Annotated in this window: 16 protein-coding genes; 7 read left to right on the forward strand and 9 right to left on the reverse strand. The window is 68.8% G+C overall.

What is annotated here, in order from left to right; translation table 11 throughout:
• Positions 1–115 precede the first annotated feature (115 nt).
• The 6 genes from AC069H_RS22060 to kstD form a co-directional block, all read right to left on the reverse strand.
• Positions 116–865, reverse strand: coding sequence for a class I SAM-dependent methyltransferase (locus AC069H_RS22060; RefSeq protein WP_478233857.1), 750 nt, complete (start codon positions 863–865; stop codon positions 116–118).
• A gap of 52 nt (positions 866–917) precedes the next feature.
• Positions 918–1,781, reverse strand: a complete 864-nt coding sequence (locus tag AC069H_RS22065) for a MaoC/PaaZ C-terminal domain-containing protein (RefSeq protein WP_478233645.1) — start codon at positions 1,779–1,781, stop codon at positions 918–920.
• Positions 1,782–1,927: 146 nt separating this feature from the next.
• Positions 1,928–2,953 carry a 2Fe-2S iron-sulfur cluster-binding protein gene (locus AC069H_RS22070; protein WP_478233646.1) on the reverse strand — a complete coding sequence of 342 codons (1,026 nt, stop codon included), beginning with the start codon at positions 2,951–2,953 and terminating at the stop codon, positions 1,928–1,930.
• Positions 2,950–3,210: a hypothetical protein gene (locus AC069H_RS22075; RefSeq protein WP_478233647.1), complete on the reverse strand. Its 261-nt coding sequence runs from the start codon at positions 3,208–3,210 to the stop codon at positions 2,950–2,952. Before AC069H_RS22075 ends, AC069H_RS22070 begins: the two co-directional genes overlap by 4 nt.
• On the reverse strand, positions 3,207–4,346 hold the full coding sequence (locus AC069H_RS22080) for a 3-ketosteroid-9-alpha-monooxygenase, oxygenase component (RefSeq protein WP_478233648.1): 1,140 nt from the start codon (positions 4,344–4,346) through the stop codon (positions 3,207–3,209). Before AC069H_RS22080 ends, AC069H_RS22075 begins: the two co-directional genes overlap by 4 nt.
• Positions 4,343–6,013: a 3-oxosteroid 1-dehydrogenase gene (kstD, locus tag AC069H_RS22085; RefSeq protein WP_478233649.1), complete on the reverse strand. Its 1,671-nt coding sequence runs from the start codon at positions 6,011–6,013 to the stop codon at positions 4,343–4,345. The genes AC069H_RS22080 and kstD overlap by 4 nt, the downstream gene beginning before the upstream one ends.
• Before the next feature lie 99 nt (positions 6,014–6,112).
• Between kstD and AC069H_RS22090 the strand changes: the two genes are divergently transcribed.
• The 5 genes from AC069H_RS22090 to hsaB are packed head-to-tail and all read left to right on the forward strand — an operon-like array spanning position 6,113 to position 11,246.
• Positions 6,113–7,711 carry an FAD-binding protein gene (locus tag AC069H_RS22090; protein ID WP_478230580.1) on the forward strand — a complete coding sequence of 533 codons (1,599 nt, stop codon included), beginning with the start codon at positions 6,113–6,115 and terminating at the stop codon, positions 7,709–7,711.
• 43 nt (positions 7,712–7,754) lie between these two features.
• The gene (gene hsaA, locus AC069H_RS22095) at positions 7,755–8,930 is read left to right on the forward strand and encodes a 3-hydroxy-9,10-secoandrosta-1,3,5(10)-triene-9,17-dione monooxygenase oxygenase subunit (protein WP_478233650.1); all 1,176 of its coding nucleotides are present in this window, start codon (positions 7,755–7,757) and stop codon (positions 8,928–8,930) included.
• Positions 8,930–9,778: a 4,5:9,10-diseco-3-hydroxy-5,9,17-trioxoandrosta-1(10),2-diene-4-oate hydrolase gene (gene hsaD / locus AC069H_RS22100; RefSeq protein ID WP_478233651.1), complete on the forward strand. Its 849-nt coding sequence runs from the start codon at positions 8,930–8,932 to the stop codon at positions 9,776–9,778. The genes hsaA and hsaD overlap by 1 nt, the downstream gene beginning before the upstream one ends.
• A complete protein-coding gene (gene hsaC, locus AC069H_RS22105) occupies positions 9,778–10,695 on the forward strand; it encodes an iron-dependent extradiol dioxygenase HsaC (protein ID WP_340685134.1) in 918 nt (305 codons plus the stop codon). The genes hsaD and hsaC overlap by 1 nt, the downstream gene beginning before the upstream one ends.
• Positions 10,692–11,246 carry a 3-hydroxy-9,10-secoandrosta-1,3,5(10)-triene-9,17-dione monooxygenase reductase subunit gene (hsaB, locus tag AC069H_RS22110; protein WP_478233652.1) on the forward strand — a complete coding sequence of 185 codons (555 nt, stop codon included), beginning with the start codon at positions 10,692–10,694 and terminating at the stop codon, positions 11,244–11,246. Before hsaC ends, hsaB begins: the two co-directional genes overlap by 4 nt.
• Here hsaB and AC069H_RS22115 read toward each other — a convergent pair.
• A complete protein-coding gene (locus AC069H_RS22115; protein WP_478233653.1) occupies positions 11,212–12,243 on the reverse strand; it encodes a fatty acid desaturase family protein in 1,032 nt (343 codons plus the stop codon). The two genes, hsaB and AC069H_RS22115, sit on opposite strands and share 35 nt — an antisense overlap.
• A 219-nt stretch (positions 12,244–12,462) precedes the next feature.
• Here AC069H_RS22115 and AC069H_RS22120 point away from each other — a divergent pair, with 219 nt between their 5' ends.
• On the forward strand, positions 12,463–13,410 hold the full coding sequence (locus AC069H_RS22120) for a hypothetical protein (protein ID WP_478233654.1): 948 nt from the start codon (positions 12,463–12,465) through the stop codon (positions 13,408–13,410).
• Between the two features lie 2 nt (positions 13,411–13,412).
• On the opposite strand, the gene AC069H_RS22125 is transcribed toward AC069H_RS22120, so the two are convergent.
• On the reverse strand, positions 13,413–13,781 hold the full coding sequence (locus tag AC069H_RS22125; RefSeq protein ID WP_340685137.1) for a nuclear transport factor 2 family protein: 369 nt from the start codon (positions 13,779–13,781) through the stop codon (positions 13,413–13,415).
• A gap of 88 nt (positions 13,782–13,869) precedes the next feature.
• On the opposite strand from AC069H_RS22125, the gene AC069H_RS22130 reads away from it, so the two are divergent.
• Positions 13,870–14,769 (forward strand): RNA polymerase subunit sigma-70, encoded by a 900-nt coding sequence (locus AC069H_RS22130; RefSeq protein WP_478233655.1) that lies wholly within the window; start codon positions 13,870–13,872, stop codon positions 14,767–14,769.
• On the opposite strand, the gene AC069H_RS22135 is transcribed toward AC069H_RS22130, so the two are convergent.
• Complete coding sequence (locus tag AC069H_RS22135) at positions 14,760–15,167, reverse strand: HIT family protein (protein WP_478233656.1); 408 nt, start codon at positions 15,165–15,167, stop codon at positions 14,760–14,762. The two genes, AC069H_RS22130 and AC069H_RS22135, sit on opposite strands and share 10 nt — an antisense overlap.
• Between the last annotated feature and the right edge of the window lie 2 nt (positions 15,168–15,169).

Below are 15,169 nucleotides of genomic sequence, written 5' to 3' on the forward strand. Positions count from 1 at the left end.
ATCTGGAGGAACCCGCGTCCGCGATCTACCACCGCGATCGCGGGGCCTTCGGCCGGAGCGGGTTCATGCGTATAGCCCTTTGCCTGGGGCATCTCAGCTCCGCCACCTGGCTGAATCACGTGGTGACGAGCCGGTACCCGAGGTCGAGTTCCGTCCGGCCGAGGAGGCCGACGTGATGCCGGTGCCAATGCCCGTCCGCGAGATCGGCGCGCAGCCGCTCGACCGCCGTCGCGACGACGTTCTGGTCCAGCAGCGCCACCCCGGACATCCCCGCACGCACGCGCTCGGACAGGTAGGCCTCGGGCCTGCGCCAATACGCGCCGAGGAACCCGTCGACGCAGTCCGACGGCACCGGCAGCGGAACCACCGTGGGAGTCTGCCCTGCCGCGGTCAGTTCCTCGACGACCCTGTCGAGACAGGCCAGCCTGCTTTCGTGTTCGGCGATCTCCGGCAGGTAGTCCCGCACCAGCCAGAACCGCGCGAACACCGCCTGATCCCAGGTCACGATCACCTGGCGGCGGGACACGCGTCGCAGCTCGGCCAGCCCGGCGGTCACGTCCGTCCAGTGGTGCACGGTCAGCACCGCCAGGGCGGCATCGAAGGCACTGTCGGGGAAGGGCAGCCCTTCCGCGCACGCCTGCACGGCCGGGGCCGCGGTGGACGCACGCTGCGCGATCATCCGCCGCGACGGCTCGACGGCCACCACGTCGCGGTCTTCCGGCTCGTAGGAACCGGCTCCGGCCCCGACGTTGACCACCGAGCGCGCGTCGCCGAGAGCGGCGGTGACGGCGGCGGCGATGCGGGGATCCGGGCGTCTCGATCGCGCGTAGTCCCGGCCGAGTTCGGCATACGGGTCCGAGATCAAGGGGCGCACCTGCCCGAGTCTAGCCAGAGCCGCTACCTGCGGGAACGATGATTCAGTCTGTCGTGGTCAAGAAAGTGTCGGAAAGGACGGGAGCCTCGTCCCGGTCCGGTGCCGTGGTGGTGATCAGCAGCCCGGCGGGCTCGCGCCAGACCCGGGTCCGCAGCGGTTCGCCCGGGAAGACGACGCCGGCGAACTTGGCCGAGAACGACGCGACGCGGGCGGTGTCGCCGTCGAGGAATTCGTCGGTGACGGCCTTCGCGATGACGCCGTAGGTGCACAGGCCGTGCAGGATCGGCTTGTCGAACCCGGCCGCCGCGGCGAACGCGGGATCGGCGTGCAGGGGGTTGCGGTCCCCGCAGAGCCGGTAGAGCAGCGCCTGCTGCGGCAACGTCGGCGTGTCGATGACCGCGTCCGGATCCCGCGACGGCAGCTCGACGCGGTCGGACGGGCCGCGCTCGCCGCCGAAACCTCCTTCGCCACGGGCGAAGATGCTCGACCGCAAAGTCCACAGTGGAGTGCCGTCCGAGTCGGTGGCGACCGTCTCGTTCACGATCACGGCCGCCTTGCCCTTGTCGAAGACGTCGACGATCCGCGTGCGCGCCACGGCCTTCCCCGAGACCGGGATCGGCCGGTGCGCGATCACCTCCTGCTTGCCGTGCAACACTTTCCCGAGGTCGACCTCGACACCGGGGAACGAGACCGCGGGCGGCTCGAACACGCGCAGGTTCGCCGCCACGGTGGCGAACGTCGGCAGCACCTGGAGGCCGTCCTCGTAGGTGTAGCGCAGCTCGCGCGGGCTCGCCGGATCCGCGCCCGCACCGAGCGCCAGGTGGTAGAGCTGCACGTCCGACGCGGTCCAGGCGAAGGTCACCTCGCCGAGGTCGGCGCCGATCGCGACCGAGGGATCGATGGGCACGGAGACTCCTCAGATGCTGTGGTTTGTGCGTGCTTGGAGACCGAACACGCGTGCTTGGGGGCGGAACTCGCGTGCTTGGGGGCGGAACTGCGTGATCCGGCTCCAAGCACGCGAGATCCGGCTCCAAGCACGCATGTTCGGAACTCCTACTCGTAGGTGACGGTGACGTCGTCGGTCAGCGGCAGGGACTGGCACGCCAGAACGATGCCTTCGGCGATGTCGTCGCCGTCGAGGACCTCGTTGTTCAGCATCTTCACCTCACCGGAGGTGACTCGGCAGGCGCACGCGCTGCACTGGCCCTCGCGGCACGAGTACGGCGCGTCGAAGCCCTTTTCCAGCAACAGGTCCAGCAGTTTCGTCCGGCGGGGCCAGGTGAGCTTCTTCGTTTCCCCGTCGAGGGTGACCTCGACCGACGCCGGGGTCTCGGCCTCTTCGACGGCGACCGGCTCGGCCACTTCGAACGGATTCCCGCCCAGGGAAAGGAACCGCTCCAGGTGGATCCGCTTGCGCGGCAACCCGAGGTCCTTGAGCACCGTGCGCGCGGCGTCCATGAACGGGCCAGGCCCGCAGATGAACGCCTCGTGCGCGGTGTACGGCGCCACCAAGGCGCGCAGGTGTGCCTCGGTCGGAAGTCCTTGCAGGCTCTCCAGCCAGTGCACGACGACCAGCCGGTCCTGGTACCGGGCGGCGAGGTCCGCCAGCTCCCGCGCGAAGATCACCGAACGCTCGTCGCGATTGGCGTACAGCAGCACCACCTTGCCGGTGCCGTGCTCCAGCGCGGACTTGAGGATCGACATCACCGGCGTGATACCGCTGCCGCCCGCGAGCAGCAGGAAGTCCTCATCGAGCGACGCGGGGCTGAACACTCCGGCCGGCGGCAGGACCTGCACCTCCTGCCCGGCCTGGAGGTTGTCGCAAAGCCAGTTCGACCCATAGCCGTCGGCGGTGCGCTTGACGGTGACCTGCACCCGGTTCTCATGCGGCGCGCTGGAGAGCGAGTAGCAGCGGGCCACCGACCCGGTCCGGTCGCTCGGCACGCGCAGAGTGAGGAACTGCCCTGGGGCGTATGCGAAAGCCGAAGCGTGCTCGGCCGGGATCTCGAACACGATCGACCGCGCGTCGGCCGTCTCGGTGATCACCTCGGCCACGGTCACGGTGACGGGACCGCTCATTCGGGCACCTCCAGCAGGCCGTCCTTCAACGCGGCTTCGATGCTCTCGCTGAGATTGCCGCAGGTGTCGAGCAACGCCGTCTGCGCCCCGGAAGCCTTCTGCTCGGCGAACACCGGGCAGCTGCGGGAAGCGTCGGTCGTCCACTGGATGCTGGTGTGCTGCACGCTGTTCTTCTTGACCAGCACGCGGGTCCCGCACGAGCGGCAGCTCAGCGGCTGAAGCCCGGCGGTGAGGAACTCGACGGTCTCGGGCTTCACACCCCGGCCTCTTCCGCCTGCTGCCGCGCCAGGTTCTCGGCCACCTCCGCCGCCCAGACCTCGTTGGCGCGGCTGGTGTCCACTTCGAACTCGAACCGGCGCGTCATGTCCTCGGTGACGTCGGCCGCGTCCACATAGAACTGGTCGTACCAGCGGCGCAGCTGGTAGACCGGCCCGTCCTCCTCGCACAGCAACGGGTTGTCGATGCGGGTCTTGTTGCGCCAGATCTCCACGTCCTGCAGGAAGCCGACGCCGATGCCCTTGGCGAACTTCGCGGCGATCTTGTCCGCGTGCTCGTCCGAGACGCCCTCGAACTTCTTCACGCTCACGCCCCACTGCAGCACGAACGAGTTCTCGGTGACCGGGTAGTGGCAGTTGATCAGCACGTTCTCGATCTCGAAACCCTGGTACGTGTTGAGCAGCTTGTTGATCATGTACGACGGCCCGAAATACGACGCCTCCGACCGCAGCAGGTTCTCTTCGCCGCCGTAGTTCGACGCCATTCCCTTGTCCGGGCGGCCCTTCGTGTTCAGGTACTGCGTGGCGATGTGGCCCTCGAACACGTTCTTGAAGTAGGTCGGGAAGGCGTAGTGGATGTAGAAGAAGTGCGCCATGTCGACCATGTTGTCGATGATCTCGCGGCAGTTGGAGCCCTCGATGAGCACCGAGTCCCAGGTCCAGTTGCTCCACCCGCCGGTGAACACGCCCTCGATCCGCGGGATGACGACGTCCTCGGGCGGCGGGTTGCCCTCCGGGTCGTGCCAGACGAACAGCTGTTTGTTCTCCTCCAGCACGCTCCACGACTTCGTCCGTGCCCGCAGCGGAACCCGTTTGGCGTAGGGGATCGAGACGCATTTGCCGTTGCCGTTCCAGCGCCAGTCGTGGAACGGGCAGGCGATCTCGTCACCCTTGACCTCGCCCTGGGTGAGGTCGCCGCCCATATGGCGGCAGTACCCGTCGAGCACGTTCAGCTTGCCGGACGAATCGGCGAAGACCACCAGTTTCGTCCCGAACGCCGTGATGGCGTGCGGCTTCCCGTCGCGGAACGGCTCGGCCAGGCCGAGACAGTGCCAGCCGCGCGCGAACCGCGAAGGGGGCGCGCCCGCGTCGATCTGCCGTACGGATTCCGTCGTCATCGGCTGCCTCCCGCTTTGGTGTGATCTTGCTGCGCGAGATGCTCGGCCGCAAGGTAGCCGAACACCATCGCCGGGCCGATCGTCGCGCCTGGGCCGGCGTAGGTGCGGCCCATCACCGCCGCGCTCGTGTTGCCCGCCGCGTAAAGTCCGTCGATCACCGACCCGTCTTCGCGCAGGACACGCGCGTGCGGGTCGATCCTCAAGCCGCCCTTGGTACCCAGGTCGCCGGGCACGATCTTCACCGCGTAGTACGGCGCGACGTCCAGCGGGCCCAGACTCGGGTTGGGTTTGTTCCGCGGGTCGCCGTAGTAGTGGTCGTACGCGCTGCGCCCGCGGTGGAAGTCCTCGTCCACGCCGCTTCCGGCGAAGCCGTTGAACCGCCGCACGGTGGCCTCCAGCGCGTCGGCCGGGACCTCGATCCGCTCGGCGAGTTTCGCGATCGTGCTCGCTTTGACCGCGATGCCCGCTTTGAACCAGCGGCCGGGCAGGGGCTGGCGAGGGCCGAGGCCGGTGAACATGTACCGGTTGCGGTTGCGCTGGTCGAACACCAGCCAGGTCGGGATGTTCGCGCCGGGCCCGTCACCCTCGCCGTACATCGCGTGCACGGCCTCGACGTACGGCGCCGACTCGTTGACGAAGCGTTCGCCTCGCGCGTTGACCATGAGGCAGCCCGGCCGCGACCGTTCGGCGAGCGCGAACCACGGGCCACCGGTCAGCGGGATGGACGGGCCCCACCACGCGTCGTCCATCAGGTCGACGGCCGCGCCGAGTTTGAGCCCGGCGTCGATGGCGTCGCCGGTGTTGGCCTCGGCGCCGACGGTCCACTCCGTACCGATGGGCGCCCGCTGGTACTTGACCCGCATCTCTTCGTTGCGCTCGAACCCGCCGGCGCCGAGGACGACGCCGAGCCGCGCGCGGATCGGCTTGTCCTCGCCCTCATGGCGCACGACGACGCCGGTCACCCGGTCGCCTTCGCTCTCCAGATCCACCAGAGGCGTGTTCAGCCAGACGGGGACATCCGCCCGGCGCAGACCTTCACGCAGACCGGCCGCAAGCGCTTGCCCCATGGAAAGAAGCCGCTGCCGCCGGATCCGGCCGGTCAGCCAGCGGCCGCCGAGACTCAGCACGCGGAGGATGCCGCGCGGATGCCGGGCGAGCAGGCTCAGCCACCGATAGTCCGCCTGGGTGATCGGGGCGCCGAGCGGGGGCGCGCTGTACGGCGGCTCCAGGTTCGCCAGCTCCGGTCCGAGCAGGTTGCCGTCGAGCGCGGCCGGTTCGACCGACCGTCCGCCGGCCCGCCCGCCGGGGGCTTCCGGGTGGTAGTCCGAGTAGCCGCGGACCCAGCGGAAGCGCAACGGTGTCTTGTCGCAGACGAAGGACAGGACCTCGGGGCCGCGGTCGAGGAAGGCCGACCGGAGTTCGGCGGGGACCACGTCACCGACGATCGCTTCGAGGTATTCGCGCGCCCGTTCCGGGGGCTCCTCGATCCCGGCCGCCCGCAGCGCGTGGTTGCCGGGAATCCAGACGCCGCCGCCGGAGCGCGCCGTCGAACCGCCGAAGTGGGCGGCCTTCTCCACGACCAGGACCTCGAGTCCCCGGTGGGCTGCGGACAGTGCGGCGGTCATCCCGGCGGCACCACTGCCGACCACGATCACGTCGTACTCCATACGCCCCTCACCTGAAACACGTTGTAGGAAGCATGTAGCAGCATCCGCGCTGCTCCAGTCACCATAGACGAGAACGTGTTCTAGTTCTAGGGTGGGGGCATGGACTCCCTCGTCGCGGATGTGGTGATCGTGGGTTTCGGTGCGGCCGGCGCCTGTGCGGCGATCGAGGCCGCCGACGCCGGTGCCCGGGTGCTCGTGCTGGACCGGTTCTCCGGCGGTGGCGCGAGCGCGGTCAGTGGTGGTGTCGTCTACGCCGGGGGCGGGACGGCGCAGCAGCGGGACGCGGGCGTCGACGACAGCGTCGACGCGATGTACGACTACCTGCGGCTCGAGGCCGGCGACGTCGTCTCGGAGGAGACCCTGCGGCGTTTCTGTGCGGGCAGCACGGAGATGATCTCCTGGCTGGAAGGCAACGGCGTGCCTTTCGAGGGCAGTCTGTGCCCGTACAAGACGTCGTACCCGAGCGACGAGCACTATCTGTACTACTCGGGCAGCGAGGCGGCGGGCGGTTTCCGTGACGCCGCCAAGCCCGCGCCGCGCGGACATCGCGTCAAGGGGCCGGGCACTTCGGGAAAACTGCTGATGAAACGGCTCATGGAGGCGGTCCGGAGCCGCGGGATCCAGGTGCTGCCGCAGACCGCCGCGCGGAACCTCATCATCGACGAGGACGGGACCGTGACCGGTGTCGTCGTCTCGTCTTTGCGGGACGCTCCCGCTCGCGTGCGGGCCGCGCACCGGAGGCTGTCGGCGTATGCCGCCAAACCGGGGATCTACGTGCCCTCGCTGCGGAAGTCGCTGCACCGGCGAGCGGAGCGCATCGAGCGTCGCTACGGCCGTGAGCTGAGGATTTCCGCCTCGCGTGGGGTCGTTCTCGCGGCGGGCGGGTTCATCGCGAACCGCGAGATGGTGCGCGAGCACGCGCCCGCGTATCGCGGTGGACTGGCACTCGGGACGTCGGCCGACGACGGATCCGGCATCCGGATGGGGGTCGAGGCGGGCGGGGCCACCGCGGAGCTCGGGCGGATCTCCGCCTGGCGGTTCATCACCCCGCCGTCGGCGTTCCTCGGCGGCCTGCTCGTGGACGAGACGGGCGGCCGGATCATCGACGAGTCCCGGTACGGCGCGGCCGTCGGCGAACGCATGATCGCCGGACACGAAGGGCGTGGCTGGCTCCTGGTCGACGACGCCATCATCCGGGAGGTCCGGCGGGACGCGCGCGGGCAAAGTCAATGGTTCCAAGGACTTCAGGTGCGGTACCTGCTGCGCCGGCGCGTCGTCGCCGGTTCGCTCGACGAGGTCGCGCGCAAGGCCGGCGTCGATCCCGGCGGGCTGGCCGCCAGTGTCGAGGCGGCGAGGTCCGGCGCGGATCCGACGGGTAAACCCGCGGAGTTCGCGCGGCCGCTGGATCAGGGGCCGTACTCGCTGATCGATGTGTCGATCAAGCCGAACCTGGGCTATCCGTGCCCGATGCTGACGCTGGGTGGCCTGGTCGTCGACGAGGAGACCGGGGCGGTTCGCTCCGCCGCCGGCGCCCCGATTCGCGGGCTGTACGCGGCCGGCCGCACCGCGGTGGGAATCTGTTCTAAGTCCTACGTGAGTGGTCTGTCGCTGGCCGACTGCGTGTTTTCCGGGCGGCGTGCCGGACTGCACAGTGCGCTCGACCGGGGATCGGTCGACAAAAACGAGAACGTGTTCTAGTCTTGGACCCGGTTCACCGAGTACGGCGAGAGAGGGAACGCATATGAGCGAGCACGCCGCGCAGGACGTGATCGCGGGGATCCGGGAGCTGCTGCCGGTCCTGCGGGAGCGGGCGCAGGAGGCGGAGGACGCCAGGCGCGTTCCCGAGGAGTCCGTCAAAGCCCTGCAGGAGACCGGGTTCTTCAAACTGCTGCAGCCGAAGACGTTCGGTGGCCTCGAGGCCGACCCGGTGAGCTTCTACACCGCCGTCAAACTCGTCGCGAGCGCGTGCGGCTCCACCGGCTGGGTCGCCTCCATCCTCGGCGTCCACCCGTGGCACCTCGGCCTGTTCGAGGCGCAGGCGCAGCAGGACGTCTGGGGTGACGACAGCGACGTCCGGATCTCTTCGTCGTACGCGCCGATGGGCAAGGCGGACGTCGTCGACGGCGGGTACCGGCTCAGCGGGCGCTGGAGCTTCTCCTCCGGCTGCGACCACGCGACCTGGGTGCTGCTGGGCGGCCCGGTGTTCAAGGACGGCAAACCGGTCGACTTCTGCACCTACCTGGTGCCGATCTCCGACTACACGATCGAAGACGTCTGGGACACCGTGGGCCTGCGCGGCACCGGGTCCAACGACATCATCGTGAACGATGTCTTCGTGCCGAAGCATCGCGCGCTGAGCTTCATCGCGACGTCGAAGTGCAAGACGCCCGGGCAGGAGATCAACCCCGGGCCCCTGTACAAACTTCCTTATGGTTCGGTGCATCCGAGCACGATCACCGCGCCGATCATCGGGATGGCGCAAGGCGCGTACGATGCGCACGTCGAGTACCAGGGCAAGCGGGTCCGCGCGGCGTACGCGGGAGAACAGTCCAAAGAGGACCCGTTCGCCAAGGTGCGGATCGCCGAGGCGGCGAGCGAGATCGACGCGGCCTGGCTCCAGCTGACGCACAACATCGACGAGCTGTACCAGCTGGCGTGCAAGGGGGAGAAGCTGCCGTTCCCCACGCGGTTGCGGGTCCGCCGCGATCAGGTCCGCGGTACCGAGCGCGCGATCTTCGCGATCGACAGGCTTTTCGAGAACTCCGGTGGCCGCGCCTTGCGGGCCGGAACCCCGATCCAGCGGTTCTGGCGCGATGCCCACGCCGGCCGGGTGCACGCGGCGAACGACGCCGAGCGCGCCTACGTCATGTTCGGAACCGGCGCCTTCGGGCTGCCCGTCGAGAATGCGATGGTCTGATGACCGAAGGCAAGTACGTCACCGTCCAAGGTGGACTCAAGCTGCACTACCACGAGGCGGGCGCGGAGCACCAGGAGACGGCGATCCTGCTGCACGGCGGCGGCCCCGGCGCGTCGGCGTGGAGCAACTTCGGCCGTAACCTGCCGGTGTTCGGCAAGAACTACCGGACGCTGGCGATCGACCAGCCCGGGTTCGGCCGGTCGGACAAGCCGACCGAGCATCCGCAGTACTTCCGCCACAGCGCGGACGCCGTGGTCGCGCTCATGGACGAACTCGGCATCGAGCGGGCGCATTTCGTCGGGAACTCGCTCGGCGGCGGGACTTCCGTGCGGCTCGCGCTCAACCATCCGAAACGCGCCGGCCGTCTCGTCCTGATGGGACCGGGCGGCCTGAGCGTGAACCTGTTCGCGCCCGATCCCACCGAGGGCATCAAGAACCTCGGCCGGTTCAGCGCCCCGCCGGGCCCGAGCCGCGAGAAACTCGAAGCCTTCCTGCGGATCATGGTGCACGACCAGTCGCTGATCACCGACGAGCTGATCGACGAGCGATTCGCCGCAGCGAGCGCGCCGGAGTCCCTGGCGGCGATGAAGGCGATGGGCAAGTCGTTCGCCCAGCCCGACACCTACGAAGAGGGCATGCTGTGGCGTGAGGCGCATCGACTGCGTCAGCGTGTGCTGCTCATCTGGGGCAGGGAAGACCGCGTCAACCCGCTCGACGGCGCCCTGCTCGCGCTCAAGACGATCCCGCGTGCCCAGCTGCACGTGTTCGGCGGCTGCGGCCACTGGGCGCAGCTGGAGAAGTTCGACGAGTTCAACCGGCTGGCACTCGACTTCCTGGGAGCCTCCTGATGGGTATCCGTTCGCTCGCCTACCTCCGCATCGAAGCCACCGACATGGCCGCGTGGCGTGAATACGGGCTGAAGGTCCTCGGCATGGTCGAGGGCTCCGGCACCAATCCGGAAGCGCTCTACCTGCGCATGGACGATTTCCCGGCGCGGCTCGTGATCTTCCCCGGTGAGCACGACCGGCTCGCCGTGGCCGGCTGGGAGGTCGCCAACGCCGGCGAACTCGACGAGATCCGGGCTTCGCTCGACGCGCACTCGTTGCCGTACAAGGAAGGCACGCCGGATCAGCTGGCCGATCGCCGGGTCGACGGCTTAGTGTCCTTTGAGGACCCGTCGGGTAACACGCTCGAGGTGTTCCACGGCGTCGCGCTGCAGCACCGGCGCGTCGTCAGTCCTTATGGGCACAAGTTCGTGACCGGTGAGCAAGGACTCGGACACGTCGTACTGTCCACACACGACGATGACGCTTCTCTGCGGTTCTACCGTGACGTACTCGGGTTCCGGCTGCGGGACTCGATGAAACTGCCGCCGCAGATGGTCGGCAGGCCCGCCGACGGCGCTCCGGCGTGGCTGCGGTTCTTCGGCTGCAACCCGCGTCACCACAGTCTCGCGTTCCTCCCGATGCCGACACCCAGCGGCATCGTGCACCTCATGGTCGAAGTGGAGAACACCGACGACGTCGGCCTCTGCCTCGACCGGGCCATCCGCCGGAAGGTGCCGATGTCGGCCACCCTGGGGCGGCACGTCAACGATCTGATGCTCTCGTTCTACATGAAGACCCCCGGCGGCTTCGACGTCGAATACGGCTGCGAGGGGCGTCAAGTGGACGACGAGAGCTGGATCGCCCGAGAGAGTACGGCGGTTTCCTTGTGGGGACACGACTTTTCAGTCGGCGCACGTCGAGTATCAGGGCAGTCGTGACCCCGGTGACGGACCTCGGCGCGGAGATCGATCCGGCGCGGTTCCGCACGGTGCTCGGGCACTTCTGCACCGGCGTCGCGGTGGTGACCGGACACGACGGCACGGCGCCGGTGGGCTTCGCGTGCCAGTCGTTCGCGGCGCTTTCCCTCGATCCGCCGCTGGTGCTTTTCTGCCCTGCCAAGACTTCCCGGACCTGGGCGGTGCTCGCCGAGTCCGGCCGGTTCGCCGTCAACGTGCTCGCCGAGGACCAGCAAGAGGTCAGCGCGGTGTTCGGCGCGCGGGGCGCGGACAAGTTCGCGTCGGTCGACTGGACCCCCGCCCCGTCCGGATCCCCTTTGCTGGCAGGGGCTCTGACGTGGATCGACTGCACGCTCGAAGCGGTGCACGAGGCGGGTGACCATTACGTCGTCGTCGGCAGGGTCACCGCGCTCGGGGGACCGTCCGACGCTCGGCCGCTGCTGTTCCATCGCGGGCGGTACACGGTGACCGAGCCGGTGACGGACGCGCTCGCCGCGCTCATGCCCTGGCCGCGTCCCGACGATTGGCTCTGATCGGCTCACCGGCTTCGTGCAGACTGCGCAACGCGAGCGAGTACGACTCGATGAGCCCGGTCTCGTGGTACGGGACGCCGATCTCCGCGCAGTATCCTTGAACGATGGGCCGGGCGCGGCGAAGATGCGGCGATGGCATGCTCGGGAACAAGTGGTGCTCGATCTGGTAGTTGAGCCCGCCGAGCGCGACGTCGACGATCCTGCCGCCGCGGACGTTGCGCGACGTGAGCACCTGCTTGCGGAGGAAGTCGAGTTCGGTGTCGCCGGACAGGATCGGCATCCCCTTGTGGTTGGGTGCGAAGATCGATCCCATGTAGACGCCCCACAGTGCTTTGTGGACGATGAAGAAGACGAGCGCCTTGCCGGGGGAGAGGACCACGAGCAGCGCGCTGAAGTAAAGCGCGAAATGTGCCAGCAGCAAGGCCGCTTCGAGCCCGCGCCGCCGGAGACCCGGCTTCGCGACCGAGCGGATACCGGAGAAGTGCAGGTTCAGGCCTTCGAGGGTGAGCAACGGGAAGAACAGGAACGCCTGGTAACGGCCGATGAACCGGGGGAGGCCCTTGCTGGCCCGCGCCTGGTCCTTCGACCACACGAGGATGTCCGGATCGACGTCGGGGTCGAGGTCCTCGTGGTTCGGGTTCGCGTGGTGACGGGTGTGCTTGTCCATCCACCAGCCGTAACTCATGCCGACGCCGAGGTTCCCCGCGATCCGGCCGGCGATCTCGCTCGGACGACGGGTGCGGAACACCTGCCGGTGCGCGAGATCGTGCGACAGCAACGCGATCTGGCCGAACATCACCGCCTGGAAGACGGCGATCCCCAGCTGCCACCAGGAATCCCCGATCGCGAAGAAGGCGATCCAGCCGGAGACGAAGAGGGTGGCGACCAGGCCGATGCGGAAGGCGTAGTAGCCGGGACGGCGGTCGAGTAGGCCCGCTTCGCTGACGCGGCGGGACAGACGGGCGAAATCGCTGCCTGTGCGGAGGTTTGCGGTCACCGTTGTGAGTCTCGTCGGGGGTGGGGGTGGGGTGAATGCGGTGCGCCGGTGGGTTGGTGCGGGGGTTGGCCCTACCTTGGGATGCGAGCGGCCCGTTCATGAAGGAATTGGGACACTCAACGTCCCAATTCCTTCATGAACGAGACCTTTCCCGCGTGACAGGACCTTTCGCGCGGTCGAACGGCCGATCTTGTCGGTGGCCTCACGCATGGTGGTCGGGTGCGAAGAGGAACTTGGACGTCACACCCCCTGCTCACTGCTCCGGATCACCCGGAGGTGGTCCGCGCGGCCGAGCTCGAAGCGATCGGTGTTCCGCGCCGGACCATCTCCCGGAGGTGCGCCGCGGATGGCCCCTGGCAGTCGCTGCTGCCCGGGATCGTGCTGTTGAGCAACGGAGATCCCACCGATGAGCATCGCGGTCGCGCCGCTCTGCTCCACGGCCGCGAGGGCGCGGTGCTCACCGGGACGTACGCACTTCGTCGCCATGGGCTGGAACGGCTTCCCAGGAAGGACGGCGTGCATGTCCTCATTCCCGCGAGCCGCGACGTGGCCGATGTGGGCTTCGTCCGTGTGGAGCGCACCATTCGCCTGCCACGACCTCATCTGAGGGGAGGTCTGCCGGTGGCCCCTGTTCCCCGCGCCGTCGTCGACACCGTCCGACGGCTCACCAACGAGGACGAGGCCCAGGCGGTGATGGCCGAGGCAGTCCAGCGCCGCTTCTGCACTCCGGAGATGCTCGCCGACGAGCTCGACCGAGGCCGTACCGCGGGAACCGCGATGCCGAGACGCGCGCTGGCCCCGCTGTTGGCGGGAGCGAGATCGGTCGCGGAAGCCGACGCGTGGCATCTCTGGCGGAGATCCGGTCTCCCGCCGGGCCGGTGGAACGTTCCGCTCTACGACGCACAGGGCGGCTACATCGCCACCCCGGATTTCTGGTGTGACGACATCGCCTTGGCCTGGGAGATCGACTCGTACCTTCACCACACGAGCCTCGGCGACCACCGTGCCACCGTCGCCCGCAACGCCCGATACGTCGCCGCGGGAATCGTCGTGCTTCAAACGCTGCCGTCCCGGCTGCGCACCGAACCCGACAAGGTGGTCGCCGAGCTGCGGGCGGCGTTCCGCTCCGCGGAAGCCCGTCCGCGCCCGCATGTCCTGGCCGCTTAGCCCTACGACCCCGCGGCAGCCTCCCGCGCCGCATCGAACGGAGCCCGGTCGAACACGATCCGCAGCTCCACGATCTTCCCCTCCCGCACCGTCAGCAGCTCGGCCCCGGGCGCGCTCGCTACCGGCAGGGTCGCCGTGTCGTACATCAGCAACGCGGTCGTCTCGTCCCCGAACGCCGAAAGCAGGGTCGAGCCGGTCAGGATCTCGGTGAACGGGCCCATGAACCCGCGAAACGCCTCCGCGCCGGAAAGGGGTCCGCCGGGCGTGTGGCAGGCGATGTCGTCGGCGACGTAGGTCATCGCCTTCTCGAAGTCCTTGCCCGTCCACGCGCGGTGGTAGGAGAGCGCGACATCCAAGGCGGGACTGGTCATGATGGTTCCTTTCGTCGGTCTTCACCCCGTCAGACACCACCCCCGCCCCGAACGGAACGGTGCACCGCGAAAGTGACACGATCGGCTCATGAGGGCGATGGGAGACCAGGACTTTCGCGAGCTCACCGACACCTATCGGCACGAGCTCCACCTGCACTGTTACCGGATCCTCGGCTCCCTCACCGACGCCGAGGACGCCGTCCAGGAGACGCTCCTCGCCGCTTGGAAGGGCATCGACGGCTTCGAGGGGCGCTCATCGCTTCGCACGTGGCTGTACCGCATCGCCACCAACCGCTGCCTCAACGCTCTGAGGGACGCGGGCCGCCGTCGCCCGCCCGAGCCGGTGCCGCCGTTCGACCCGCCGGAGCCGAGCCGCCGCGGCGAGGTGACCTGGTTACAGCCGTATCCGGACGAACTCGCCGACAGTGAGCCCGGCCCCGAAGCGCGCTACAGCACCAAGGAGGCGATAGAGCTCGCCTTCATCACCGGACTCCAGCTCCTCCCGCCGAGACAAGCAGCCGCGCTCGTCTTGCGTGACGTCCTGTGCTTCCCCGCCGGTGAGGTCGCGAGCATGCTCGGCACCACCGAGACGGCGGTCAAAGGCATCCTTCAGCGCGCCCGTGCCTCCCTCGACAAGCATCGCGAGAGCGCCGGGCACCGGCCGTCACCCGACGAACGCGCGCTGACCAGGCGATTCGCCGACGCGTTCACCGCGGGCGACCTCGACGGCGTCCTGAGCCTGCTCACCGACGACGCCTGGCTCGCCATGCCGCCGGCACCGCGCGAGTACCACGGTCTCGAAGCGATCGCGGGCTTCCTCCGCGTCACCATGGCCATTCCCGTGGAGGGTTTCACCATGACCCCGGCACGGGCCAACAACCAGCCCGCCTTCGTCTGTCGTCACGGTGAGACACCGGCCGGACTGATGGTCCTCACCCTCGACGGTGATCGCGTCCGCGCCATCACCCGGTTCCTGGATCAGAAGTAGCCCGCCAGGCGGCGGCAGAGCCTGGCGATGTCGATGACCGGCGCGCCCGTCCACGAAGGGCCGTCCATCCGCCCGATCTCTTCGGGCGTTCCCTGATGCCGTACGAAAACGTGCTGGTGGAAATGTGCGACACTCCGCCCGGCGATGGCGGAGAACACGTGCTCCGGAGCCAGTTCCGCGCGCAGGCCCCTGGCCGCGCACCAGGCCGCTCGCGAAACCGCCGAGACCTCGTCCGAGGTCAGCTCGTCCAGCGCCGCCACGTGCCGCCGGGTTTCGACGGACAGATACCCGGGGAAGCCGCCGGGCCGGTGCGACACGACGACCGCGTCCCCGGCCCAGACCACCGGCCCCACCAGCGGGCCTTCGCCACGGTGCTTGGCACAGATCGCGCACTCCACCG

The organism is Amycolatopsis sp. NPDC043887, from assembly GCF_056435665.1.